19 protein-coding genes are annotated in these 25,493 nt (G+C 70.2%); 12 read left to right on the top strand and 7 right to left on the bottom strand.

The window, feature by feature from the left end; translation table 11 throughout:
• Nucleotides 1-309 precede the first annotated feature (309 nt).
• From glmM to trpA, 11 genes are read left to right on the top strand one after another with little or no spacing between them, the layout of a single operon-like run.
• On the top strand, nucleotides 310-1,665 hold the full coding sequence (glmM, locus tag WME83_RS24685) for a phosphoglucosamine mutase (RefSeq protein ID WP_437321731.1): 1,356 nt from the start codon (nucleotides 310-312) through the stop codon (nucleotides 1,663-1,665).
• 23 nt (nucleotides 1,666-1,688) lie between these two features.
• On the top strand, nucleotides 1,689-2,867 hold the full coding sequence (locus WME83_RS24680) for a Gfo/Idh/MocA family protein (RefSeq protein ID WP_437321730.1): 1,179 nt from the start codon (nucleotides 1,689-1,691) through the stop codon (nucleotides 2,865-2,867).
• Nucleotides 2,864-4,006 carry a DegT/DnrJ/EryC1/StrS family aminotransferase gene (locus WME83_RS24675; RefSeq protein WP_437321729.1) on the top strand — a complete coding sequence of 381 codons (1,143 nt, stop codon included), beginning with the start codon at nucleotides 2,864-2,866 and terminating at the stop codon, nucleotides 4,004-4,006. Before WME83_RS24680 ends, WME83_RS24675 begins: the two co-directional genes overlap by 4 nt.
• Nucleotides 4,003-5,112 carry a DegT/DnrJ/EryC1/StrS family aminotransferase gene (locus WME83_RS24670; RefSeq protein WP_437321728.1) on the top strand — a complete coding sequence of 370 codons (1,110 nt, stop codon included), beginning with the start codon at nucleotides 4,003-4,005 and terminating at the stop codon, nucleotides 5,110-5,112. Before WME83_RS24675 ends, WME83_RS24670 begins: the two co-directional genes overlap by 4 nt.
• Entirely contained in the window at nucleotides 5,105-5,974 is an 870-nt protein-coding gene (locus WME83_RS24665; protein WP_437321727.1) for a sugar phosphate isomerase/epimerase family protein, read from the top strand. Before WME83_RS24670 ends, WME83_RS24665 begins: the two co-directional genes overlap by 8 nt.
• On the top strand, nucleotides 5,971-7,293 hold the full coding sequence (locus WME83_RS24660) for a M20/M25/M40 family metallo-hydrolase (protein ID WP_437321726.1): 1,323 nt from the start codon (nucleotides 5,971-5,973) through the stop codon (nucleotides 7,291-7,293). Before WME83_RS24665 ends, WME83_RS24660 begins: the two co-directional genes overlap by 4 nt.
• Nucleotides 7,294-7,298: 5 nt before the next feature.
• Nucleotides 7,299-8,411: an Ldh family oxidoreductase gene (locus tag WME83_RS24655; RefSeq protein ID WP_437321725.1), complete on the top strand. Its 1,113-nt coding sequence runs from the start codon at nucleotides 7,299-7,301 to the stop codon at nucleotides 8,409-8,411.
• A gap of 14 nt (nucleotides 8,412-8,425) precedes the next feature.
• A complete protein-coding gene (locus WME83_RS24650) occupies nucleotides 8,426-9,745 on the top strand; it encodes a Gfo/Idh/MocA family protein (RefSeq protein WP_437322038.1) in 1,320 nt (439 codons plus the stop codon).
• 1 nt (nucleotide 9,746) lies between these two features.
• A complete protein-coding gene (gene trpD, locus WME83_RS24645) occupies nucleotides 9,747-10,781 on the top strand; it encodes an anthranilate phosphoribosyltransferase (RefSeq protein WP_437321724.1) in 1,035 nt (344 codons plus the stop codon).
• Nucleotides 10,778-12,742 (top strand): tryptophan synthase subunit beta, encoded by a 1,965-nt coding sequence (gene trpB, locus WME83_RS24640; RefSeq protein ID WP_437321723.1) that lies wholly within the window; start codon nucleotides 10,778-10,780, stop codon nucleotides 12,740-12,742. The genes trpD and trpB overlap by 4 nt, the downstream gene beginning before the upstream one ends.
• Nucleotides 12,743-12,744: 2 nt before the next feature.
• On the top strand, nucleotides 12,745-13,542 hold the full coding sequence (gene trpA / locus WME83_RS24635; protein WP_437321722.1) for a tryptophan synthase subunit alpha: 798 nt from the start codon (nucleotides 12,745-12,747) through the stop codon (nucleotides 13,540-13,542).
• Between the two features lie 392 nt (nucleotides 13,543-13,934).
• Here the strand turns inward: trpA and WME83_RS24630 are convergent, their stop codons facing one another.
• From WME83_RS24630 to WME83_RS24615, 4 genes are all read right to left on the bottom strand, one after another.
• Nucleotides 13,935-14,834: a DMT family transporter gene (locus WME83_RS24630; protein WP_437321721.1), complete on the bottom strand. Its 900-nt coding sequence runs from the start codon at nucleotides 14,832-14,834 to the stop codon at nucleotides 13,935-13,937.
• Between the two features lie 202 nt (nucleotides 14,835-15,036).
• The gene (locus WME83_RS24625; protein ID WP_437321720.1) at nucleotides 15,037-17,811 is read right to left on the bottom strand and encodes a beta-propeller fold lactonase family protein; all 2,775 of its coding nucleotides are present in this window, start codon (nucleotides 17,809-17,811) and stop codon (nucleotides 15,037-15,039) included.
• Between the two features lie 320 nt (nucleotides 17,812-18,131).
• Nucleotides 18,132-19,661 (bottom strand): NCS1 family nucleobase:cation symporter-1, encoded by a 1,530-nt coding sequence (locus WME83_RS24620; protein WP_437321719.1) that lies wholly within the window; start codon nucleotides 19,659-19,661, stop codon nucleotides 18,132-18,134.
• A 112-nt stretch (nucleotides 19,662-19,773) separates the two neighbouring features.
• On the bottom strand, nucleotides 19,774-20,685 hold the full coding sequence (locus WME83_RS24615) for a PAS domain S-box protein (protein ID WP_437321718.1): 912 nt from the start codon (nucleotides 20,683-20,685) through the stop codon (nucleotides 19,774-19,776).
• A gap of 384 nt (nucleotides 20,686-21,069) precedes the next feature.
• Here WME83_RS24615 and WME83_RS24610 point away from each other — a divergent pair, with 384 nt between their 5' ends.
• Nucleotides 21,070-22,152: a transaldolase family protein gene (locus WME83_RS24610; protein WP_437321717.1), complete on the top strand. Its 1,083-nt coding sequence runs from the start codon at nucleotides 21,070-21,072 to the stop codon at nucleotides 22,150-22,152.
• A 127-nt stretch (nucleotides 22,153-22,279) separates the two neighbouring features.
• Here the strand turns inward: WME83_RS24610 and WME83_RS24605 are convergent, their stop codons facing one another.
• The 3 genes from WME83_RS24605 to WME83_RS24595 are packed head-to-tail and all read right to left on the bottom strand — an operon-like array spanning nucleotide 22,280 to nucleotide 25,493.
• The gene (locus tag WME83_RS24605; RefSeq protein WP_437321716.1) at nucleotides 22,280-23,173 is read right to left on the bottom strand and encodes a MurR/RpiR family transcriptional regulator; all 894 of its coding nucleotides are present in this window, start codon (nucleotides 23,171-23,173) and stop codon (nucleotides 22,280-22,282) included.
• A complete protein-coding gene (locus tag WME83_RS24600) occupies nucleotides 23,174-24,673 on the bottom strand; it encodes a CoA-acylating methylmalonate-semialdehyde dehydrogenase (protein WP_437321715.1) in 1,500 nt (499 codons plus the stop codon). It lies immediately after the preceding gene.
• Nucleotides 24,674-24,704: 31 nt separating this feature from the next.
• Nucleotides 24,705-25,493: an SDR family NAD(P)-dependent oxidoreductase gene (locus tag WME83_RS24595; protein ID WP_437321714.1), complete on the bottom strand. Its 789-nt coding sequence runs from the start codon at nucleotides 25,491-25,493 to the stop codon at nucleotides 24,705-24,707.

Genomic DNA, 25,493 nt, shown 5'->3' with positions numbered 1-25,493 from the left:
ACGCCGCGCAAGGCGGTCTTGCGCGACCACGCCAACCGTTGCTCGGCGCCAGGCGCTCCTCCTCGAGCGCTCGCGTGGAATACGAGCGCGTTGGCTCTCGGATCCGGCTCGGCTCGCGACGAGCGCCCTCGACATCAGCGGACGGCACGGCCGTTGCTGAAGGCAGGGGCAAGAGGCCAGCGCCCCTACGCAGGATGAGGGATCCAGCAGGGGAATCGGGCGCGCGCCGAGCAAGCTCGCCCGAGCGGCGCGCGCGCTGACGGGCGAGCTCGCCGCGAGCGCGGAGGCCTCGAGGAGAGGTGGAACTCTATGGGGAAATACTTCGGCACCGACGGCATTCGCGGTATCGCAAACCTGGAATTGACGCCGGAGCTCGCCTTCCGGCTCGGTCGCTGCGGCGGCCACGCGCTGGCGGGCGAGGCGAGCGGCGCGACCTTCGTCGTCGGGCGCGACACGCGCGTCTCCAGCCCGATGCTGGAGGCGGCGATCGTCGCTGGGCTCTCGTCTATCGGTGCTTCCGTCATCCATCTCGGCGTCGTGACGACGCCGGTCGTCGCGTACCTCACCAGGCACTTCGGCGCGACGGCAGGGATCATGATCTCGGCCTCGCACAATCCAGCCGAGGACAACGGCTTCAAATTCTTCGGCGCGGACGGCTTCAAGCTGCCGGACCGCGTGGAACAGGCGATCGAGCAGCTGCTCGACGCGCCGGAGGACAGGCTGCCGCGCCCGGTCGGCGGACAGCTCCGCGCGATGTCGGTCGACGTACAGGCGACGGAGGCGTACCTGCGCCACCTGAAGGCGGCCGTGCCGGCGCGCTTCGACGGGGCGCGGATCGTGCTCGATTGCGCCAACGGGGGCGCGTATGAGCTCGCCCCCCGCGTCTTCCGGGAGCTCGGCGCGGACGTGGTGGCGATCGGGGTTGCGCCCAACGGGTTGAACATCAATGATGCGTGTGGCTCGCTGCACGTCGAGGCGCTGCGAGAAGAGGTCTTGCGGCGCGGCGCGCAGCTGGGGCTGTCCTTCGACGGCGACGCGGACCGGCTGGTGGCCGTCGACGAGCGCGGGGCGACGGTCGACGGTGATGAGATCCTGTATGTCTGCGCGTCGGCCGCGAAGCGAGAGCGCCGGCTGGCCAACGACACGATCGTAACGACGGTGCTGAGCAACGCGGGGCTCGCGCAGGCGGCCGGGAGGCTCGGCGTCGCGACGAAGCGGACCGAGGTCGGGGACCGCCACGTCATCGCGGAGATGCGGCGCGGCGGCTACAACCTGGGCGGCGAGCCGTCAGGGCACATCGTCTGGCTGGACCACGCGACGACCGGGGACGGGATCTTGGCGGGGCTCTTGCTGCTCGACGTCGTGAGGCGGACGGGCCGTCGGCTCAGCGAGCTGACCCGACCGTTCGAGAGGCTCCCGCAGGTCCGCGCCGATGTGATGGTCGCCGACAGGAACAGGTTGAGCAGCAATCCGACGATCGCCGCGGTCGTCCGCAGGGTGGAGCGAGAGCTCGGCGCCGCCGGGCGCATGGTGGTCCGCGCGTCCGGGACCGAGCCGGTCGTCCGCATCATGGCCGAAGGCGTGGAGCGGCCTCGGCTCGAGGCGTACGTCAACGAGCTCGCCGACGTGATCACGCGCGAGCTGTCGTGTTCGCTGAACGCATGAGCGCGCACGACCAGGAGCGAAATATGTTTCAGCAGCTGATTGTTGGATTCGGAAAGGCAGGTCGAGATCTGCACCTGACCTGCCTGCGCAAGGCGCGACGCAGGCCGGAGGGGCGAGGGCTGTTCGATGAGCGCATCGGCGTCGTCGATCCGCTCGTCGCCTCGGGCGGCGCGCTCCAGGGCGCGGCCGGCCTCCCGGCCTATCCCTCGATCGCCGACGCGCGCGGGGCCTTCGACCCGCGGCGCACGGTGGTCCACATCTGCACGGGGCCGTCGGAGCACTACCCGGTGTTCGTCGCGGCCGTCGCCGCCGGGTATCGCCGCTTCGTCGTGGAGAAGCCGTTCACCATCCATGTCTCCGACGCGCGCGAGATCCTCACCCTCGAGCGGGAGGCCGGCCTCGACGTCGCCGTCGTCAGCAACTGGCTCTCGAGCCCGGTGACGGCGCGCCTCAAGGCGATCATCGACGGCGGCGAGCTCGGCGCGCTCGAGCGGATGGTCATCGAGAGCAGCAAGCCGCGCATCAACCGCACGCTGGCGAACAGCAGCCACCAGACGGCCTTCGACGTCGAGATGCCCCACCAGATCGCGCTGGCGCTCGCCCTCGGCGGCACCGAGGCCGCGGTCCTCCACGCCGAGTGCACCGATCTCTCCGCCGCCTCGGGCACGGTGCCTCACATGGGCGGCGCGACCATCGCCACGATGCACGGCAATCGCGTGGCCGCGGTCTGCCACTCCGACCTCGGGTGTCCGATGCGCAAGCGCGACGTCATCCTCGAGCTCGAGCGCGGGACGGTCATTGGATATTACCAGACCGGCGCCGACGACAACCACGCTTGGGTCAAGGTCTTCGGCGGCGACGGCCGCCTCGTCGCGACGGACGTGTACGAGGACGACCCCCTGAGCACCTGCTTCATCGAATACTATCGTCACTTCGCCGCCCAGGGGCCCGAGCCGCTGAGCAGCGTGGAGTTCAACACGGCGGTGGTGGACGTCATCGCCCGCGCCAAGGTCCTGAGCGGCCTCCTCCATCCGGCCGGCGTGCCGGACGCCGTCCTGCGCGGCGCGGGGAGGTCGCGAGGGCGCGCGGGCGCGCCTGCCGCCTGCTCGGATCTCGCCGCCGAGCTCTCGTCCGGCGCCGCCGGGGCGCTCATGCCGCCGCCCGCCGCGACGCGGAGCTTCAAGCATCGGAGTCGTACATGACATCAGCTATCCCGTTTTACACGTGCGCTGCGTCGCTCGAGCGGCAGCGCGGCGACATCGACGCCTTGATCGACGAGCTCTTCGCCGGCGGGTCGTTCACCGACGGCCCGCTCGTCCGTCGCCTCGAGCGACGCCTCGCCCTCTTCACGGAGGCGCGCCACACGATCGCCTGCGGCAACGCCACCGACGCGCTCACCATCATGCTCATGGCCGCGGGCGTCGGGCCCGGCGACGAGGTCATCGTCCCTTCGTTCAGCTTCTTCGCGTCCGCGTCCTCCATCGCGCACGCGGGGGCCAAGCCGGTCTTCGTCGATATCGATCCGGTCACGTACGCGATGGATCCAACCCAGATGTCAGCGGTCGTCACGCGGCACACCAAGGCCGTCATGCCGGTCCACCTGTTCACGCAGATGGCCGATATGCCCGCCATCGTCGACGTCGCCCGCCACCACGGCCTGTTCGTCCTCGAGGACAGCGCGGAGGGCATCGGGATGTGGCTCGGCGGCAAGCACGCCGGCCTCATCGGCGACGCCGGGGTCCTCTCGTTCTTCCCGACCAAGACGCTGGGGGCGTTCGGCGACGCCGGCATGGTCCTCACGAACGATGACCGGATCGCCGAGGCCGCGCGCATGCTCCGCAATCACGGCCAGAGGGAGGGCGAGCCCCAGGTCTATCGCCGCCTCGGCTTCAACAGCCGGATGGACAGCCTCCAGGCGGCGATCCTGCTGGCGCGCCTCGGGCGCTTGCCCCAGGACATCGCCAGGCGCGCCGAGCTCGCCGCCCTGTACGATCGCGGCCTCGCCGGCCTCTCGCCCAGCGTCTCGACGCCGCGCATCCAGCGCCGCCCCGAGGGCGCGGGCCCTGTCTACTATGTCTATCTGATCGAGTGCGAGCAGCGCGACGCGCTCGCCCGTCACCTCGCCGACGAGGGGATCGGGACCGAGACCTACTACCCTGTGCCGCTGCACCTGCAGCCTTGTTTTCGGGGACTCGGCTACGTGCGCGGCGACATGCCCGTCGCGGAGCGCGCCTGCACCCGCACGCTCGGCCTCCCGATGTACCCGGACATGACGGCTGGACAGGTCGAGCGCGTCTGCGGCGCCATCGCCGATTTCTTCCAGCGCGGAGGCGCGCGATGAGGGTCGCGTACTTCGATTATGCGAGGCGCTTCGGCGCCGACGCGGCGCTCGTCAAGCAGCTCGTGGCCGAGGTGGGCGCCTCGGGCGCGTTCATCCTGAAACAGCGCGTCTCCGAGCTCGAGGACGCCATCAAGGCCCAGACCGGCGCCGCCCACGCCGTCGCCGTCTCCAATGGCACGGACGCGATGCTCATCGCGCTGGCGTCGCTCGGCGTCGGCCCGGGCGTCGACGTGCTGACGCCCGCCTTCTCGTTCATCTCGACGGCGAGCGCCCCGGCCCTCCTGCGTGCCCGGCCGGTCTTCGTCGACGTGAACCCCGATACCGGAACCATCGCCGCCGACGAGCTCGCGCGCCGGTGCACGCCGGAATCGAAGGTCGTCATCGCCGCCCACCTCTTCTCCTCGCTCGCCGCGATGGCCGAGGTCCAGGCCGCCGCGAGGGCGCTGGGCCTCCGCGTCCTGGAGGACAGCGCCGTCGCGCTCGGCGCGACGACCGCGGGTGTCCCCGCGGGGCTCGCGGGCGACGTCGGCGTCTATTCCTTCTTTCCCGCGAAGCCCCTCGGCGGCATCGGCGACGCGGGGATGATCGTCTCCAACGACGCCGCGCTCGGCGACATGTGCCGGCGGCTGCGCAATCACGGCCAGGACGGCGTCACACGCTTCTTGCATCACCACCTGGGGTGGAACCACCGGATGGATGAGATCGTGGCCGCCTACCTCACCGCGAAGCTCGCTCGGCTCCCCGCGCTGCACGCGCGCCGCCGCGCCATCGGCGAGCACTACGACGCCGAGCTCGGCAAGCTCGGCGCCGCGATCAGGCCGCTCGCGTCCGCGCCGGGCGAGCGCGTGTTCTATACCTACGTGATCCGCGCCGAGCGCCGTGACGCGCTCCGCGCCCACCTCTTCGAGCGCGGCGTCGAGACCCAGCTCTATTACACGGTGCCCCTGCACCTGCAGCCGTGCTTTGCCCACCTCGGGCACGTGGCAGGCGACTTCCCCGGGGCCGAGACGCTCTCGCGCGAGGCGCTGTCGCTGCCCCTCTATGCGGAGATGACGGACGCGGAAGTGGATTACGTCGTCTCTGCGGTCAGGAGCTTCCATGCGTGAGGCGCCCCCTGTGCTCCTCGCCGGCGTGGGCGATGAGGCCTCTCCGGACCTCGACGGCCAGCTGGAGGCGCTGCGCCGCCTCGGCTATCCGGGCATCGAGCTCCGCACCCTGGACGGCGTCGCCGTCGCCGACCTCGACCCCGCGCGCTTCGCGGCCGCCGCGCGGCGCATCACGGAGGACGGGATGAAGGTCGTGGCCCTGGCGAGCCGGATTGGCGGCTGGGCGCGCCCGGTCTCCGGGCCCTTCGGCCGCGACCTGAGAGAGCTCAGGATCCTCGCCGACCGCGCCCACGCGCTCGGCTGCAGGTTCATCCGCATCATGTCCTATCCGAACCAGGGGCTCGATGGCGCCGGCTGGCGCCGCGAGGCGATGCGCCGGGTCGCCGAGCTCGTCGAGCTCGCCGCGGCGCTCGACGTCACGCTCCTCCACGAGAACTGCTCGGGCTGGGCCTCCCAGGGCGTGGAGCAAACCCTCGCGATGCTGCGCGAGATAGAGAGCCCCCATCTGGGGCTCCTGTTCGACGTCGGCAACGTGCGCGTCGCGGATCAGGACCCCGTCGCGTTCCTCGGTCGCGTTCTCCCGCACGTGCGCCACGTCCACGTCAAGGATGTCGTCTGGGACGCCGACGGAGCCGCCCAGTTCACCTGGCCGGGCGAAGGTGAAGCCCAGGTCGCCGAGTGCCTCTCGATGCTCCAGGCGGCGGGCTACGCCGGCGCCATCGCCATCGAGCCGCACCTGGCCCACATCCCTCACCTCGGCAGGACCGCCGACACAGCCACGCTGCGAGAGAGCTTCGTCGAGTTCGGCGGCCGCTTCGAGCGCATCGCCCGGGCGGTCTGGCGGGCAGGGAGGACCCGATGAACGATCCGCAGACCCGTTTCACCCCCGAGCACCTGGAGCACCTCCTCGGCTTGCTCGCCATCGATACCGTCAGCCCCATGGAGACCGGCGTTCCGAGCGCCATCCCGGACGCTCAGCGGGCCTTCAGCGACTTCGCGGTTTCCCGCGGCTTCACCGAAGCTTACCTGGAGGCTCCGTGCGCCGCGCTCCTGAGCGGCGCCCACGTCCCTGTCTCCGTGCGTGAGGTGGCCGCGAGGATGGGCGGCGCGTTCCTCTCGTCGCAGCCGAACCTGGTCCTCCGCGCCGGCGGGGCCCGTCCGGCGGCTCGCACCGTGATGTTCAACCTCCACATGGACACGGTCGCAGGGCACGTCCCCGTCGCGTGCGAGGACGGGATCGTCACCGGCCGCGGCGCCGTCGACATGAAGGGCCCCGGCGTCGCGGTGCTCGCCGGCATCGAGGCGGCCATGCGCCGGGATCCCCGGCTCGCGGACGAGATCCAGGTGCTCGTCCAGTCGGTCTCCGGCGAGGAAGGCGGCGCCATGGGCGTCTACGGGACGAAGGCCCTCGTGGACCTCGGCTACGTCGGCCGATTGAACATCTTCGCCGAACCGAGCGAGGGCTACTTCTTCGACCGTTCGACCACGTCGATGACGGCCCGCGTCTCGGTCGAGGGGGTCGGCTCGACCGACGACGCGCCCCATGCAGGCCAGAACGCCACGGTCATCCTCGCCGCCGTCGCCATGCGGTTCGCCCGCGATCTGGTCGCGGACGTGCGTCGCATCGGGGGCAAGACCTGTGTCGCCGGCATCCACACCGGCAGGATGCATAACCGGGTTTACGGCGAGGGGGCGCTGCTCGTCAACTTCGCGTACTCCACGATGGCCCAGGCCGCGGCGATCGAGGAGGCGACCGAGATCCGCTTCGCCGAGGCGCTCCAGGGCCTCGCGACCGATTTCGCCGGCTCCGAGGTCCTCGGCGCGACGGCCTCGGCCGCGCGCGCCGTGACGCGCCTCGAATGGCTCAAGCGCCGCCTCCCGACGCTCGACAACCGCGATGAGGCCATGACGCGCGTCCTCGGGGCCGCCGGCGTCGGCCGGACGCCGCCCGCGCTCGCGCATCGCGCGTTCACCTGCGACGCCATGTGGGCGCAATGCTCCGACCGCTACACGGTCGTCTACGGCCCTTGCAGCCTGGAGCACAACCGAGCGCACGCCGACGGCGAGTTCATCGCCGTGGCCGACCTCGAGCGGTTCGCCCGCGAGGTCGAGGCCATCGTCCTGGCCTTCGGCGACCACTGTCGAAGCGGTGCCGCGCCCCTTGACGAGGAATCGATATGAGCAAAATGAACATCTCTCTCCATGAGCTGCGGCGCTTCGCGGCCGACGCCCTGACCCGGGCCGGCCTCGCGCCGGCGCACGCCCGCATCGCGGCCGAGCCGCTCGTCTACGCGGACAGAAAGGGCTTCGATACCCACGGCATCGCCAATCTCGGCCGCATCTACGTGGCCAAGCTGAGGAGCGGCCGCATCCGCGGCGACGCCGAGCCACGCATCCTCAAGGACGAGGGCGCCACGGCGCTCATCGACGGTCAGGACGGCCTCGGCCTCGTGACCGGCGTCAAGGCGATGCGCCTCGCGATGGACAAGGCGGCGGCGTCCGGCGTCGGCGCCGTCGCCGTGCGCCGCAGCTCCCATTTCGGCCCGGCCGGCTACTACGCCGAGCTCGCCCTCGAGCGCGGCATGGTCGGTATCGCCATGTCGAACCTCGGCTCCCAGACGATCGCTCGCCCGCCGCATGGCGGGGTGAAGATCGTCGGGACCAACCCGATCTGCCTCGCCGCCCCCGGCGGGGAGATGCCGGCCTTCGTCCTGGATATGAGCACGACCGTCGTCTCGACCGGCAGGGTCCGCGCCGCGGCCCGCCTGGGCGAGCGCATCCCCGAAGGCTGGCTCGTCGACGAGCACGGCGCTCCGGTCACCGATCCGGCCTCGTACGACGCCGGGACGGGGCACCTGCAGCTGCTCGGCGGCCAGCCCGAGACCGGCGGGTGGAAGGGTCTGGGCCTGGCCCTCTGGGTGGACATCCTTTGCGGCGCCCTCGCCGGCGCCGCGGCCGGCCCGGATCCAGACCTCTTCGGCCCCTCGGGCGAGGCCCGCTCCCGCGACGATCGCGACGTCGGCCACTTCTTCCTCGCCCTGGACATCCGCCGCTTCGGTGAGCTGTCGGAGTTCCAGCGGCGAATGGACCGGATCCTCTCTGGCGTCGTCGAGTGCCCGGCCAACGGGCCGGGCCGGCGCGTCACTTACCCTGGATATCTGGAGCACGAGCGCCGCCGCGACCTGCGCGTCGACGCGGTGAGCGTGGACTCCGACCTGCTCGCGGCGCTCGGCGGGCTGGCCCGCGAGCTGGGGATCAAGCCCCTCGAGACCCTTGTCGAAGAAGGAGATGCAGCGTGACCGTTCGTATCGGTATGATTGGTATGGGAGTCATCTCGAAGTTCTATGTCGCGGGCTTTCCGCGCGTGGACGGGGCGAGGCTCGTCGCCGTGTGCGACTTGCGGAAGGAGCGCGTCGCGCCCTTCGAGGCGCGCGGCATCGACGCGACGCTCGATTACCGGGAGCTCCTGGCCCGCGACGACATCGACGCGGTCATCATCAACGTCCCCAACGACGAGCATTACGCCATCTGCCGCGACGCGCTGGCGGCCGACAAGCATGTCTGTTGCGAGAAGCCCCTGACCATCCGCCGCGCGGACGCCGAGCGCCTCGTCGGCCAGGCGCGCGCCGCCGGCCGGACGTTGTTCACGGCGTTCCACCGCCGCTACAACGTCAACGTCGTGCGCGCGCTGCCGCAGCTCGCCGACCGGTCGCGCATCGCCTCGGTCACCGCCCGATACCTCGAGAAGATCGAGGAGCACGCGGGCGATGACCGCTGGTACCTCGACTCGCGCCGCTGCGGCGGCGGCTGCCTCGCGGACAACGGCCCGAACGTCTTCGACACGCTCGCCTCGTTCCTCGGCCGGATGGAGGTCACCCGCGCCGCCGTCGAGCGCGACGGCGCCGGCATCGACCGTGAAGCCGACGTGGACCTCGTGAGCGAAGGCGGCATCCCGGTGCACGTCCGCCTCGACTGGGCCTACCCGCGCGGCGAGCGAAAGGACATCGAGGTCTCGCTCAAGAACGGCGAGAGCATCACCATCGACATGCTCGCTGGCTTCGACGAGTTCAAGGGCTCTCTCTGGCACGAGTACGAGGAGATCCTGCGCGACTTCGTCGCCACCATCGGGGCGGGCGGCTGCCACGGCGAGGACGGCCTCGACGCCGTGCGGCTCGTGAACGACGCTTACGCCGCGGAGGGGCTCTCCCGCGCGGCGCAGGCGCGCAAGCGCATCGTCCCGACGACGGTGGTGAAGCTCCTCCAGCACAAGCGGAGCGATCGCGGCTTCGTGCTCGAGCGACACGCGACGCGCTGCGTGCGCGCCGGCGAGGTCCACGAGCTCGTCACCACCGACCAGGCGACCGCGGGGCCGGGCGACCGCGTCGACCGGGTGGGATTCCTCGGCTTCGTCGAGGCGCGCGCCGCCGGCGTCATCGAGCGCGGCGACCTCGTGGTCCACGGCGGCACCGTGATCGGCAGGGTGCTCGGCTTCGACGCCTGCCATTTCCCGAACCATTACAACGTCCTCGTCGCCGCCGCGGCGCCCCTCACCGGGGGCGAGCTCGGCCTCGCCGTCGAGGACACCGTGAAGTTCCTGCCGGGCGAGCCGTCGCCCGAGGTCGAAGGGCGCTGACATGAGACCCGTCGAGGTCCTGACGCGCGCGGCCGCCCGCGAGCACCTCCTCGCGAGCGAGGCGCGCGACGCCATGCTCGCGCTGCTCGACGGCGCCTTCACGCCGGCGCAGGCTGCGGCGTGGCTGTCGCTGCTCGCCTGCAAGGGCGAGACGGTCGCCGAGCTCGAGGGCTTCTTCGCCGCGCTCATGGCGCGCGCCGTCCGTGTCGCGCAAAGGGCCGATGCCATCGACACCGCCGGCACCGGCGGCGACCACCACGGCAGCTTCAACGCCTCCACGGCCGCGGCGCTGATCGCCGCCGCCGCAGGCGCCGTCGTCGCCAAGGCGGGCAACCGCGCCGCCTCGAGCCGCTGCGGCAGCGCCGATCTGCTGGAGGCGATGGATATCGATATCGAGCTCGGGCCTGCGGAGGTGGACCGGTCGCTCGCCGAGACCGGCTTTGCGTTCCTCTTCAGCCAGCGCTTCCACCCGGCGCTCCGCGGGCTCGCGCCGCTGCGCCGCGAGCTCGGCCTGCGGACGGCGCTCAACCTCCTCGGACCGCTGGCCAACCCAGCCGCCCCCGCGCGCCGCGTCCTCGGCGTGGCCAAGCCGGCCCTCGTCGATCTCTACCTCGAGATCCTCCCGGCGATCGGCGTCCAGCGCGCGCTGATCGTGCACGCCCGCGACGGCCTCGACGAGCTGAGCCTCGCAGCGCCGACGGACATCGTCGAGCTGCGCGACGGCGCCTTGCGCCGGTTCACGGTGACGCCGGAGGACCTCGGCGTCGCCCGCTGCGATCTCGCGACCCTGCGCGGCGCGGGTCCGGCCGAGAACGCGGCGCTGCTCCGCGCGCTCTGCCGGGGCGAGCGCGGGCCTCTTCATGATTTTTGCGCCGCAAATGCAGCCGCGGCGCTGTACCTCGCCGGCCTCGCGACCGACCTGCGCGATGGCGTCGAGGTCGCCCGCCGCGCCATCCGGTCGGGGGCGCTGGCTTCACTTGTGGACAACCTCATTGCGCGCTCGGCGACGCGCCGGAGCGCGGAAGGACTGCGATGATTCTCGATACGATCCTCGAACACAAGCGCGGCGAGGTCGCCGCAAAGGAGCGCCGCGTTCCGCGCGCCGCGCTGGAGCAGCGGGTCAGGGTGGCCCGACCGCCCCGGAACTTCGCGGCGGCGCTGCGCAAAGATGGCGTGTCCGCCATCGCCGAGATCAAGCTGAAGTCGCCCTCGAAAGGCGTGTTCCGCGAGGGCTTCGACCCGGTGGCCATCGCCCGCGCTTACGGGGCGAACGGCGCCCGGGCCATCAGCGTGCTCGCCGACCGGGAGTTCTTCGGCGGCGGCCCCGAGATCGTCGAGGCCGTGGCGAACGACGCGGGGGTGGATGTCCCCGTGATGTACAAGGAGTTCATCGTCCACCCGTATCAGGTGATCGAGGCCCGCGCCGCCGGCGCCGACGCCGTGCTGCTCATCGCGCGCGGCGTCGACGCGGCGCTCCTCACCGAGCTGATCGCGCTCGCGCGCTCGCTCGGCATGGAGGCGCTGGTCGAGACCTTCGACGCCGGCGAGATCGAGCGGGCCGTGCAGGCCGGCGCTCGCATCATCGGCATCAACAACCGCGATCTGTCGACGTTCGCGGTCGACCTCGACAGGTCCCGCGCGCTCCGCCGGCTCATCCCGGCCGACGTGCTCACGGTCAGCGAGAGCGGCCTCAAGACCGCCGAGGACGTGGCCGCCGTCGCCGGCATGGGGTTCGACGGCATCCTCGTCGGCGAGGCGCTGGTCAGCGCGCCCGATCCCGGCGCGGCGCTCAGGTCCCTCCTCGGCTCCTCGGGGCCTGCGCCGGGCGTGTTCGGCGCGTTCGGCGGCCGCTTCGTCGCCGAGACGCTGATGCGCAATCTCGAGGAGCTCGAGCAGGGCTTCCTCCGCTACAAGGACGACGCGGAGTTCAACCGGGCGCTCGGCGACGTCCTCAAGAACTTCGTCGGCCGCCCGACGCCGCTCACGCCGCTCCTGCGCCTCAGCGAGTCCCTCGGCGGCGCGCGCATCTACGGTAAGCGCGAGGATCTCGCTCACACCGGCGCCCACAAGATCAACAACGCCGTCGCCCAGGCGCTGCTCGCGGTCCGGCTCGGCAAGCGCCGCATCGTCGCAGAGACCGGGGCTGGCCAGCACGGCGTCGCCCTCGCGACCGCGTCGAGCCTGCTCGGGCTCGAGTGCACGGTCTACATGGGGGCCGTCGACGCGGAGCGCCAGGCGATGAACGTCCAGCGAATCCGCATGCTGGGCGCCGATCTCCGGTTCGTCCACGCCGGCTCGAAGACGCTGAAGGACGCGAGCAACGAGGCCCTGCGCGACTGGATCACCAACGTCGACTCGACGCATTACCTGCTCGGGTCCGCGGTGGGACCGCACCCGTTCCCCACCATCGTTCGCCACTTTCAAACGGTGATCGGCGCCGAGTGCCGGGCGCAGGTGCTCGAGCGCGAGGGGCGCCTGCCCGATGCCGTGGTCGCGTGCATCGGCGGCGGCAGCAATGCGATCGGCATCTTCGCGCCGTTCCTGGACGAGCCGTCGGTCCAGCTCATCGGCGTCCAGGCGGGCGGCGAGGGCCTCGCGAGCGGGCGGCATGCGGCGTCGCTCGTCGCCGGCAGGGTCGGCGTCCTCCAGGGCGCCAAGACCTATGTCCTTCACAATGACGACGGCCAGATCCTCGAGACCCACAGCGTCGCGCCGGGCCTCGACTACCCGGGCGTCGGCCCCGAGCACGCTCTCCTGCGCGACACGGGCCGCGTCCGGTACGTCGCCGTCGACGACGCGCGCGCTCTCGAAGCGTTCCAGACGCTCTGCCGGATGGAGGGCATCCTCCCGGCGCTCGAGTCCTCGCACGCGGTCGCGCACGCCCTGGAGCTCGCCCCGCGCCTCGGGCGCGACGCGATCCTGGTGGTGAACATCTCCGGCCGCGGCGACAAGGACCTCGACTCGGCGATCGCACACATTCAAAGAGAGGGAGCCTGATCATGAGAAAGCTCGAAGCCCGATTCGCGGAGCTGTCGCGCTGCGGCGAGCGCGCGTTGATTCCCTACGTGACCGCCGGCCACCCGTCGCGGGAGTCGCTCATCCCGCTGCTCGCGGCGCTCCAGCGCGCCGGCGCCGACGCCATCGAGGTCGGCGTACCGTTCTCGGATCCGGTCGCCGACGGCCCGGTGATCCAGAAGTCCAGCCACGATGCGCTGGCCAATGGCGCGAGCCTCGCCTGGCTGCTCGCCGAGATCACCCGGGCCCGCGCGGCTTCCGTGTCGGTGCCGATCGTGCTGATGGGGTACAGCAACCCGTTCCTCGCCTTCGGTCTGGACAGGCTCGCCGCGACGGCGGTCCAGGCGGGCATCGACGGCCTCATCGTCCCCGATCTGCCGGCCGACTCCGCCGACCCCTGGCTCGATGTCCTGGGTGCCCACGGCCTCGGCGTCGCCTTCATCGCCGCTCCGACGACCAGCCCGGCTCGCCTGCGCGCGCTGGGCGCCAAGGGCCGCGGCTTCGTCTACTGCGTCCCCTTGAACGGCGTCACTGGCGTGCGCGACCGCGTGGCGGACGGGATGGAAGCCCTTGTCGACCGCATCCGGGCCGCCACGGCGCTCCCGGTGGCGGTCGGCTTCGGCATCGGGACGCCGGCCCACGTCCGCCAGGTCACGCGCTGCGCCGACGGCGCCATCGTCGGCAGCGCGATCATTCGCCTCCTCGACGCGACGCCGGCGCCGGCGCGGCTGGCCGCGGTCGAGGGGTTCGTCCGCGAGCTCAAGGAAGCGACGCGCGGGTAGGGGGCTCGGGGCTGCCCCGAGCAGCACGGCACGCGCTAGAACCAAACTCTCTCGTCCCGATCGTCCCTCGTCCCTCGTCCCTCGTCTCTCGTCTCTCGTCTCTCGTCTCTCGTCTCTCGTCTCTCGTCTCTCATCCCTCGTCTCTCGTCTTCCGTCTTCCGTGCGCGTCCTTCGTGCGCGTGCGCGTGCGCGTGCGCGATTTCCCGGAATCAGCGCGCACGCGCACGCGCACGAAGAGGAGCACGAAAGAGGGAAGAGGGAAGAGGGAAGAGGGAAGAGGGAAGACGGGGACGAGAGACGGAGGACGGTGTCTCAGTTCCAACCGAGATCCGCTCTAGGTTGACGACGGAAGCCTCTGGCAAATGCAAAAGGAACCGCGGGAGCGTTCGGCGCTAGCGCTGCCGGGTCGCGCACAGGATCCCGCCGAAGATCAGCAGGATGCCGAGCCCGTGCGCGGCGCGGAGCTCCTCGTGCAACACGAGATAGGACAGGATCAGCGCGCTCACGGGCAGGACTCCCGTGAAGACCGCCGCCGTGGCCGCGGAGACCTTGCTGACGCCCCGGTACCACAGGACGAAGCCGAGGACCGTGACGGCCAGCGCGTAGTGCACGATCGACAGCCAGCCAGCCATCGAGGCCTGCGAGAACGAGAACGAGCGGGCCTCGTAGACCGCCAGCGGCAAGAACAGCATGAAGCCGAAGGCGACCACCATGGTCGAGACCGCGAGGGGGCTGAGCTTCGCCGTCATGACCTTCCCCAGGATCGTGAACAGGCCCTCGCACACGACCGCTCCCAGGATCAGGACCGTACCGAACAGGTGAGCCGAGCCGCGGGCGCCCTCCGCGCCGCCCTCTCCGCCGGAGCCGAGCTGGAGAGCGGCGATCCCGGCGACGCAGAGGCCGACGCCGGCCCATTTCCAGCGATTGAGCCGCTCGCCGAGGATCAAGGCCGCGAGGAGGGCGGTGACGCCCGGTGTCGTGCTGGTGATGATGCCGCTCTCGGAGGAGGTCGTGTAGCGCAGCCCGTACAGGAGGAAGAGGCTGAACAGGAACACCCCCGTCAGCGCCTGGAGGAAGAGCACGCGGTAGTCGCGCCACACCAGGGCCGGCAGGCGCTTCTCCTTGGCGAGCAACAGGAGAATGAGCAAGGGCATCGCCAGCCCGAAGCGCAGGCCCGAAGCCAGGAATACCGGGAACTCGCGGGTGATGATCTTGCCGGCCACGACGGAGCTGCCGACGAGGGCCATGGCGAGGGTGAGGTCCAGGAACGGTCCAATGCTGCTTCTCTTCATGCTCCCGCGCTCTTCGGTGCCGTGGAGAGGCCAGTCCGAGAGCGGTTGAGGCAGATTGCAAACCGCACGCCATCGAGGCGGACGCCTCTCCGAGCCCCGTGGCAGCGCGGGCTGCGGCGCTCTGGTCTTGGACGTGCTCGTCGGGTCGATGGCCGCCCCGGGCGTGTGCGCGCGACGTGAGCGCGCGCGGGCGGGTCCTGGCTCAGCCTCCGGGATGGCTCGCCGGATCCGCCGGATCGGTCTCCGCGTCCTCCTCGTCGCCGTCGAGCGCTCCATCGCCGTCGCGGTCGAGCGCCATGCGCACCCCCGAGCCCGGCGGCGCGCAGGTGTACGTCAGCGCGTGCTCCGCGGCTGCGAGCTGGCGCAGCGCCGCCGCGCCGATCGCCGCGCTCCCCGCCCGGTTCCGGCGGAACGTGCCGTCGCCCTGGTAGAGGAAGCCCGCCTCTTCGCCCTGCACGCGGCCTCTCACCACGAGATCGCACTCGCCCGCGCCGGCGCGCGCGATCAAGAGGTCCACGCGCTGCTCGGCCGCCGTGTCGCCGGCGCCGGCGAGCGTCGCCTGCTGGCCCACGACGGGCGCCAGGTTCGTCTCGAACGCGTGCAGATACGAGGTCACCTGCCGGCGCAGCACGTCGCCCGCCTCGCCCGGCGGGAACCCGGCGACCCCGGGCGCCTCGTTGAAGCCGCGCTGATCGTGGAAGCGGAAGATCGTATCCATCGTCCCGTCATGGCCGAAGCCGAACCCGCGGATCTGGTCGCCCTGGAACGCGACGTCTCGATCGTTGAAGCGGGGGTTCTGCACCATGCCGAACATCCCCACCTTCTGATAGACATTGCGCAGCTGGGCGACCTTGAAGCTCTGGAAGATGAAGTCGAACGTGTAGCGCCCGTCGGACCCGAAGAAGCCCGGGAACGGAACCCCGTGCTCGGCGTTGCCGGCGGGATCGAGCACGTGGCACGTGCTGCACGCGCCGCCCGGCTCGGTGAAGAAGGCCTTACCCGCCTCCTGGTCGGGGGTGAGCGTGTTGTCCAGCCGGCGAATCGGGTTGGGCGGATACATCACCTGGAGCATGAAGTCGGTGAACGCCTGCATGTCCGCCTCGGGGATGGGCGCGCTGCGCCCGAGCAGGCCGACGAAGGCGACGTTGAATTTCTTGAACGCCGCCTCCTCGTCGAAGGTGCCGCTGTCCGGCTGCGCGCTCGGCGCGTCGTTCCCGCCGGTGCGGTCCCCCCGCCAGTGCATCGGGCCGTGGTTGGCCATCCCGCGCAGGCTCTGCGTCGTCATCGGCCCCTTGAGGGCGGCGAACTCGGCGGGCTGGCCGAAGAGCGCAGGATCGAGCACGAAGGGCCCGGGCATCGGCGTGTTCATCGCGTCGGGGTCGCCGAGGTCCCACGCCAGGCTGTCGACGTCGCCGAACACATGGCAGCTCGCGCACGCCGAGTCGCCGTGGCTCGACGAGAACGAGGCGTCGTAGAGGAAGCGGCGGCCGCGGACCACGCTCTCCGGCTCCGGGCTGTACATGGGCACGTGCGCGATCTCGGCCCGGGCGTCGAGGTCGATGACCGCGATGGAGTTGTCGAACCGAGTGAGGGCGTAGAGCTGCTTGCGCGCTTCGTCGAGCACCACGCCGGTCGGCCCGCCCCCGGAGACGGGGATCTGGCTCGCGCGCCTGGGCACGAAGGTGTCGGCCTCGAGCGCCGCGGTCGAGAAGACGCCGATCTTGTCCGAGCCGAGCGCGGCGACGTAGAGCCTCTTTCCGTTCCCCGAGACGGCCATGCCCTGCGGCAGCGCGAGGCTCTTCCGGCTCTCGGCGTTCGGGACCGGGGCGCAGCACGCGCTGTAGTCGATGTGCTTGTTCAGGTGCCGCGGGGCGACGCCGCCCGTCGCCGGATCGAGCACCGTGATGCGGTTGTGGTTGAAGCGGCCGCGCACGCTGTGGCCGGCGAAGACGCCGGGGCCCTCGAAGCGCTGCTCGTTGAACGCCTCGGTGTTGGCCACGTAAACGCGCCCGCTCACCGGGTTGACGGCCATGTTGTAGAGGACCGTGCCCACGCCCTGGAAGGCGCCCGCGGGGCCCGCGAGCTCTGCGGGCGGGTCGGCCATGGCGTCGAGGACGAAGACGTCCTTGTCGGGCAGCGCGAAGTTCACCTTGTCGTCCCAGGCTCGATTCAGCTCGTCCACCCAGTGCTGGCCGTCGAACTTGACGATGAGGGGCGCCGAGGGCTGCGCGACCCCGGCGGCGTTGGTGGTCGGCGGGGGCAGGCCGAGGCCCAGGTTCACCACGTTGGTCTCGATCGCCGTGGTGCGGTTGCCCGAGTGGAAGGCCGCCGCGTAGACGCGCGCGCCGTCGGGCGTGGCGGCGAGCGCGCGCGGCGTGTCGCTGAACAGGGTGACGATGGTGAGCGGCGCGGGGCTCTGGCTCGCCGCGGAGAAGACCCAGACGTCGGCGCGGCCCACGCCCGGCGTGGTGAGCGCCGGGTCGACAGGGCTGTTCTGGCCGCGGTGCGCGGTGGTGATGAAGGCGCGGTCCTTGCCAGGGCCGGCGAAGACGATGTCGCGAGGCTCGTCGCCGACGAGCAGGGTGCGCGCCACGCGGGGCTTCCTGGGTCTCGAGACGTCGACCACGCTCACGCTGTCGGAGAGGTGGTTGACGACCCAGACCTCGTCGTCGCTGCGGGCCGCGACCGCGACGGGCTCCAGGCCGACGGCGACCGAGCCGCGGTGCTCGAGGCTGCCGCGCCTGACCCTGAAGATCTCCAGCCGGTTATCCGGCGTGTTGACGGCGAAGAGCATCGTTCCGTCGGGCGAGAGGGCGAGAGGGCGGACCTGGCCGCTCTCGAAGAGGGTGTAGGGGCGGGCGGGGGCGAGGGCGCTCGGCGCGCTCGCGCCGGCTCGGGATTCGTCCACAGATGTGCCGGTGTCGCCGCAGGCGGCGAGGGCGAGCGCCGGGAGCGACAGGCGAAGGAGCTTCATCATGGGAACCTCGGAGGCTAGGGGAACATTCAAGGATACCACCGAACCTCAGCCGCCGAGCAATGGTGCAGAGTCAGAAGATGATGCGATTGTTTGGGAAGACACCTTTCAAGGACGAGCGCTCCTCGTGGATGGCTCGCTCCACAGTGTGCTACAGGTCCTCTCCGGTAGGGGCCCGACCCACCACGAAGGCTCGGTCGCGAGGGCGTCCTGTCGCCGTGGTGGGGAAGCCGCATGTCGCGGCGTGCTCCCCGCGTCAGGGGCGCAGCCTTCGCCGGCAGGTTACGTCGTGATGGGCATCGCGCCTGCGCGGGGGGCGAGGATCAAGCCGCGGCGCGCGTGGCCGGGCGGCGCATCAGCGAGAGGGCGACGTAGACCACGAACGAGATCGAGAAACCCGAGAACCACGCGTAGTGGTAGAAGTCCATCCATGCGGCGGAGACGGTCAAGACACCGATGGTGCCGAGGAAGCCGGGCAAATTGGGCAGGACGCCGGCGACGAGGGCGACGATCGCGATGGGGTTCCACCCGCTCGTGTACCAATAGGGCCCCTCCCGCTTGTAGAGCGCTGCGAGATCGAGCTCGGTCCTGCGGATCACGTAGTACTCTGCGATCAGGATCGCGCCGACGGGGCCGAGCAGCGCGGAGTAGCCGACGAGCCAGGTGAAGATGTACCCCGTCGGATCGCTGACGAGCCGCCAGGGCTGCATCAGGATCCCGATCACCCCGGTGATGAGGCCGCCGGTGCGGAAGGAGATCCGTGACGGCCAGAGGTTCGAAAAATCGTTGGCGGGGCTCACCACGTTCGCGGCGATGTTCGTCGCCAGGTTGGCGATGCTGAGCGCCGCGAGCGAGACGATCAGGACGGCGGGGCTCTCGAAGCGGGTGATGAGGACGACCGGGTCCCAGATGGTCTCCCCGTAGATGACGACCGTGGCCGACGTGACGGCGACGCCGATGAACGAGAAGAACGCCATGGTGGGCGGCAGCCCGACGGCCTGCCCGAGGGCCTGATCGCGCTGCGAGCGCGCGTAGCGGGTGAAGTCGGGGATGTTGAGCGCCAGCGTGGACCAGAAGCCGACCATCCCCGTGAGCGCAGGGAAGAAGAAGCTCCAGAGCTGGCCTTCCTTGGGTTGCCCCGCCGCGAAGGACGAGGGCCTCTCGAGCATCGGGCCGAACCCGCCGGCGCGGCCATACGCCCAGAAGAGCAAGAGCAGGCCGAGGGCGACCAGGAGGGGCGCCTTGATGTTCAGCAGGATCCGGATCGACTCGATGCCCAGGTGGATGATCCAGACGTTGATGCCCCAGAACAGCAGAAAACAGGCGAGCTGGGCGGCGTTGATGCCGAGCGGCGTCGCCGGCATCTGCTCGATCGACGGCACGAAGACGGCGACGATCTTGTAGATGGCCCACCCGCCGAGCCATGTCCCGATTCCGAACCAGCCGCACGCCACGAGGGCCCGGAGCACCGCCGGCACGTTGGCCCCTCGGACGCCGAACGCGCTCCGGCAGTAGACGGGAAACGGAATGCCGTACTTCGTGCCCGCGTGCGCGTTCAGGATCATGGGCAGGAGCACGATCACGTTGCCGAGGAGGATCGTGAGCTCGGCCTGAGCCCAGCTCATTCCCTCGGCGATCAGGCCCGAAGCGAGCATGTACGTGGGAGTACAGGCGCACATGGATATCCACAGTGCGGCGATGTCCTTCATCCCCCATTTGCGCTGATCCAGGCGCACGGGCGCGATGTCGTCGTTGATGTAGCGGGGGTCGGCCTCTTCCATCCCCCGTGAGTCGCCGCGGGCATCCTCGTCGGTGGCGGATTGCACATCGAGGTGAGCGGTCGTTTGCGCCATGATCGATCACGCTACACGACGCGACGCCAGGCTGGATAGAGGGTCGGAGATTCCTTGCTTCAATCCATGGGTTGCGCAGAGCCGAGGACCGCCGCGTCGCGGAGGAGCCTTGCTAGCGGGCTTGCCGCCCCGGGCCCGCGGGGCCGCGCTTCAGGGCGAACGCGATACCCTCTTTCAGGGTCCGCAGCGTCACGACGCCGCCTACACCGACGCCCAGATCGACCAGCGTCTGCGCGATCCGCGGCTGGATGCCGGTGAGCACCACCTGCGCGCCGAGGAGCCGCACCGCCTTGGCCAGCCGGATCATCGCGTCGGCTACCTGGGTGTCGATCACGGCCACGCCGGTGATGTCCAGCACCACCGTGGTGGCGTTGTGCGCGATCACCCCCTGGAGGAGCGTCTCGAGCGCCGCCGCGGCGCGGGCGCTGTCGAGGAAGCCGATCAGCGGCATCGCGATGACCTCATCCGCCACCGGCATGAGCGGGGCCGACAGCTCGCGGACCATCTGCTCGAGCTTCATCGTCTTCTCCGCCACGCGCAGCTCGAGCTCGGCGTTGAGCCGCCGCACCTCGTCCTCGGCCTGCCGGCGATCGGTGACGTCGACGCCGACCGCCTGGAACTCGGCGCTCGCGCCCCCCTCGCCGAGCGGGGCCCGGTTGGTCCAGTGCAGCCAGCGGATCGACCCGTCGGGGCGCACGACCCGGTGCTCGGTGTGGACGATCGGATTCTCGGGGCCGAGCTTCGCGAACTGGCGATCGAGGACCCGCTGATCCTCGTCGGGGACGAGCGGCGTGAAGCTATGCCCGATCAGCTCCTCCCGCGTCTTGTCGAAGTACCGGCAGTACACGTCGTTGACGAAGGTCAGCGTGCCATCCATCCGGAAGCGGCAAATGAGCTCGGTCTGGTCCTCGACGATGCCCCGGTAGCGCGCCTCACTGTCGCGCAGGGCGGTCTCCACGCGCGCTTTTTCGGCGAGCTGCCGCTCTAGCTCGGCGTTGCGCCGGCGGAGCCTCTCCAGTTCCACCTCCGCTGTACTGCCACTCCTCGCTTCGCCATCGTTCATGATGCCGTGGCCCCTCGAAGCGCCGACGGACGGCGCCGTCCTCCGCCAGCGTACCAAAAGCCCGGTCGCCTCGGGTGAACTTCGTACGTGCGCTCGACCTGCGCAGCGCCTCCGACCCCGCACGACCCGCACATTCGATCGACGCACGCGGGCGCACCGTCACCCAGCTTCGTGGCTCACGGCGGCCGTCCCCGTCCGCTCTCCGAGCGACGTTCGTTTCCTGTGTTGGCTGCTTTACCTTCTCAACCGCGCCGTCCTTCTCCTCGATGCTGCGGCCGGGATCCCGGCCGTGGAATTTTTATTCCGATAATTGCCGTTGGTTAGAAAATATGTTCCAATGTCAGCATGTCCACCAGGTTCCGCAGCCCCCTGCACGAGATGGCCTCGACCACCCCCACGGACTTCTGGAGCGACTCGTGCGCGGTCGGCGAGCTCAAGTACGCCCTCGAGCACGGCGCGGTCGGCGCCACCAGCAACCCCACCATCGTCGCCAGCGTGCTCAGGACCGAGTTCGGCGACTGGAAGGCGCGCGTGGAGGAGCTGATCCAAGCGCAGCCCACGTGGACGGAGGCGCACATCGCGTGGGAGTTGATGGAAGAGATGTCCGTGAAAGCTGCCAGCCTGCTCACACCCGTGTTCGAGCAGACGGGGGGCAAGAAGGGCTGGTTGTCGATCCAGACCAACGCGGAGTTTCACAAGAGCCCCCATGCGCTCGTGAGCCAGGCGCTCCGTTTCGCGTCGCTCGCTCCCAACCTGCAGGTGAAAATTCCGGCCACGGTGGCCGGCATCCAGGCCATCGAGGACGTGACGGCGGAGGGGGTCAACGTCAACGCCACCGTCTGCTTCACGGCGCCGCAGGCCGTCGCCGTGGCCGAGGCCGTCGAGCGAGGGCTCAAGCGCCGTGAGGCAGCCGGACATTCCACGGCCAACATGGTCCCGGTCTGCACCATCATGGTCGGCCGCCTCGACGACTGGCTCAAGGTCGTGTGCGAACGACAAGGCAAGGTGCCGACCCCCGGCACGCTGGATTGGGCCGGCATCGCGGTGTTCAAGAACGCGCTCAAGACGTTCAAGCAGTCCGGTTACCGCACGCGCCTGCTCGCCGCCGCCTATCGTCATCACCTCCACTGGTCGGAGCTGGTGGGCGGGGACGTCATCCTCACGATTCCGCCGGAGTGGCAGCGCAAGTTCAACGCCTCCAAGATCCCGGTCATCCCGCGCATCGACAACCCGGTTCCGCAGCAAGCCATGACCGAGCTCTCCGAGCAGCTCGATGACTTCAGGCGCGCCTACGACCCCAAGGGGATGAAGGTGGCCGAGTTCGACGGCTTCGGCGCCACCCGTCGCACGCTGCGCACCTTCCTCGATTCATATTACGGGCTGCTCAGCTTCATCCGCGACCTGCGCATCCCGAATCCAGACACGTGAGCTGACCAGCGCCGGCCGGCGGCTGGAGCGGGTGGGCTGCCGCGTCGCAGCTCGCCCCGCGGGCCGCCCCCGCGTCGCCGCACCCCTCCGCGACCGCTCGCCTGACGCCCGGCGGTGCGCGAAGCCTTCAGGCCGATCGCTTCGACTTCTTACCGTTACCGTGGCTGCGCTTGGCCTCCACGGCGCGGCCGAGGCCGACGACGAGCGTGACGGCCAGCGTCATGGTGACGGCGAGCGAGCGGAACATGCCGACCGAGGCTTGCTGTACCTCCAGGCTCACGTCGGCGTGCTCGGCGAGCGGGCTGAGCGGACTGTCGGTCAAGGCGACGATCTTGACGCCACGCTGCTTGGCTTCACGCACGACCTGCGCCACGTCCGGCGAATAATCCTTGGAGCTGATGGCGATGATGACGTCGCGATTCGTGGCGTGGCCGACCTGCTGCATGAACATGCCGCCCACGCCGTCCACCAGCACGTTGCGCACGTTCATCTGGCTGAAGGCGTAGGCCAGGTAGAAGGCGATCGGGAAGGAGCGGCGGTGCGCCACCACGTACACGATCTCGGAGTCCGTGATCAGCTTGCAGGCTTGGTCCAGCAGCGGCCCCATCCGCCTCTGCTGCTGCAGCCGGCGCAGGCCGACGATGTCCGCTTCGACGAACTGGTCGAGCAGCGCGCTGGCGTCGCCCTTGGCCTCTTCGCTCGGAGCGCCCTCGGTGCCGTTGAGGGAGCGCAGGCGCTCCTTGTAGTCCGGCATGGCGTCGGTCAGCCGCGTGCGGAACACGCGCTGCATGTCGCTGTAGCCGGAGAAGCCGAACTCCTGGGCGAAGCGGATGAGGCTGCTGGGTTGCACACCGGCGCGCTGCGAGACCTGCGCGATGGTGTCGAGCGCGAGCTCACTGGGGTTGTCGAGAGCGTGGCTGGCGATCTGCTGGAGACGTTTGCTCAGGCTGGGGAATTGTTTGATGATCGCCTTTTCCAGCTGCTCGTACGTCTCCGGAAGCGTAGCTTCGCTCTTCTTCATTCATTTCACCGTGGGCATCGCGAAGCTCGCCCCGACGCTGGCCCCTCGCGGCCAGCGCGACGTGACGGTCTTCAGGCGCGTGAAGAATCGGACCCCCTCCGGACCGTGCATGTAGTGATCGCCGAACAGCGAGCCCTTCCAGCCGCCGAAGCTGTGGAACGCCATCGGCACGGGGATCGGCACGTTCACGCCCACCATGCCGATCTGGATGCGCTTGGTGAACTCATCCGCAGCCTCGCCGCTGCTGGTGAAGATGGCGCCGCCGTTGCCATAGCGGTGGGCATTCACCAACCGGATGGCGGCGTCAAGCGTCGGCACGCGGACGATGGCGAGCACCGGGCCGAAGATCTCTTCCTGGTAGATCTTCATGGACGAGGTGACGTGGTCGAACAGGCAACCACCCAGGAAGAAGCCGTTCTCGGATCCGGCGATTTTGAGGCCGCGCCCGTCGACCAGCAGCCTTGCGCCTTCCTTGACGCCGAGGTCCACGTAGCCGGAGACCTTCTCGAGGTGCTGCTTGGTGACCAGGGGCCCCATGTCCAACCCCGGCTGGTCGCCGGGTCCGATCTTGAGCGCCTTGACCTTGGGGATGAGCGCATCGACCAGGCGGTCGCCCGTTCCGGGGCCGACGGCGACCGCCACCGAGATGGCCATGCAGCGCTCGCCCGCCGAGCCGTAGGCGGCGCCCATCAGCGCGTCGACCGTGTGGCTCAGGTCGGCGTCCGGCATGACGATCATGTGGTTCTTGGCGCCGCCCAGAGCCTGAACCCGCTTGCCGGCTCGCGTCGCGCGCTGATAGACGTCCTCGGCCACGGGCGTGGAGCCGACCAGGCTGATGGCCGCGACGTCCGGATGCTCGATGAGAGCGTCGACGACCTCCTTGTCGCCGCTCACGACGTTGAACACGCCCGGCGGCAGCCCAGCCTGCGTCCACAGCTCCGCGAGGCGCAGCGACAGCGACGGCACCTTCTCCGACGGCTTCATGATGAAGGTGTTGCCGCAGGCGATGGCGATCGGCGCCATCCACAGCGGGATCATGGCCGGGAAGTTGAACGGCCCGACGCCGGCGCACACGCCGAGCGGCTGGCGAAAGGACCAGCTGTCGACGCCGCGCGCCACGCCCTCCGAGTACTCACCCTTGAGCAGCTGCGGAATACCAGCGGCGAACTCGACGACCTCCATGCCGCGCGTCACGGAGCCGCGCGCGTCGTCAAGCACCTTGCCGTGCTCGGCGGTGACGAGCGCCGCCAGCTCGTCGAGATGCCGGTCGATCAGGCTCTTCAGCTCGAACATGACGCGCGCGCGCCGCACCGGCGGCGTCGCCGACCAGCCCTCGAAGGCCTGCTTGGCGACCCCCACCGCGCTCGACACCTCGCCGGCCGTCGACATCGGCACCTGGCTCGTGACGGCGCCGAGCGCCGGGTTGAAGACGTCGCCCCACCGCTGCGTGGAGCTGTCCGTCATCTTGCCGCCTACGTAGTTCTGCAGTTTCTTGATCATGGCTTCATTACCTATCGAGGCTCGTGCCGCGCTATTGGCAGGCCGTCAGGCCTCCGTCCACGTACAGGATCTGCCCGGTCACGAAATCGCTGCCGGGGCCGCAGAAGAACAGCGTCGGTCCGACGACGTCCCCCGGCTCCGCGACGCGACCGAGCGGGATGCGCTCGAGCAGCTTGGCTCGTTGCTCGGCGTTCTTGAGTACATGTTGCGCCATTTCGCTCTGCACGAAGGTCGGCGCCACGCCGTTCACGTTGATGCGATGCGGCGCGAGCTCCACCGCGTGCTGTCGGACGATCATGGCCAGGCCGCCCTTGCTCGAGGTGTAGGCCGAATAGCCTTTCCCCTGCAGGGCCAGGGAGGCGCGCACGGACAGGATGTGCACCTGGCGTCCGCCCTGTCCTTGCTGCACCTGACGCCGCGCGACGGCCTGCCCCAGGAACATGGCCGCCTTCAGGTTGAGGTCGATCACGCTGTCGAAGCTCTCCTCGGTCGCCTCGAGCACGCGCTGCTCGCGATGGATGCCGACGGCGTTGACCAGGATGTCGCAGCGCCCGAAGTGGTCGCAGACCGCGTCGACCGAGCGCCCGATGTCCTTCACCGAGCGGGCGTCGAAGGCGACGCCCTCGGCTTCCGCCCCGGTAGCTAGCACCGAGTCTGTCACCGCGCGCAGCTTGCCCTCGTCGGTGCCGCCCACGACCACCTTGGCGCCGGCGTGGCCGAGGCCGCGCGCGATCGCCGCGCCGAGCACGCCGGTGCCGCCCGGTACGTACGCGACCTTGCCGAGCAGGGTCCTCGAGAACTGGGGCGCGGTGGTCGTCAT

The organism is Sorangium sp. So ce385 (assembly GCF_051474135.1).
In the GTDB taxonomy this organism is placed as follows: Bacteria; Myxococcota_A; Polyangia; order Polyangiales; family Polyangiaceae; genus Sorangium; species Sorangium cellulosum_D.
Note: the sequence above shows the minus strand (reverse complement) of the source record. Positions and strands in the feature narration are given on the sequence as shown.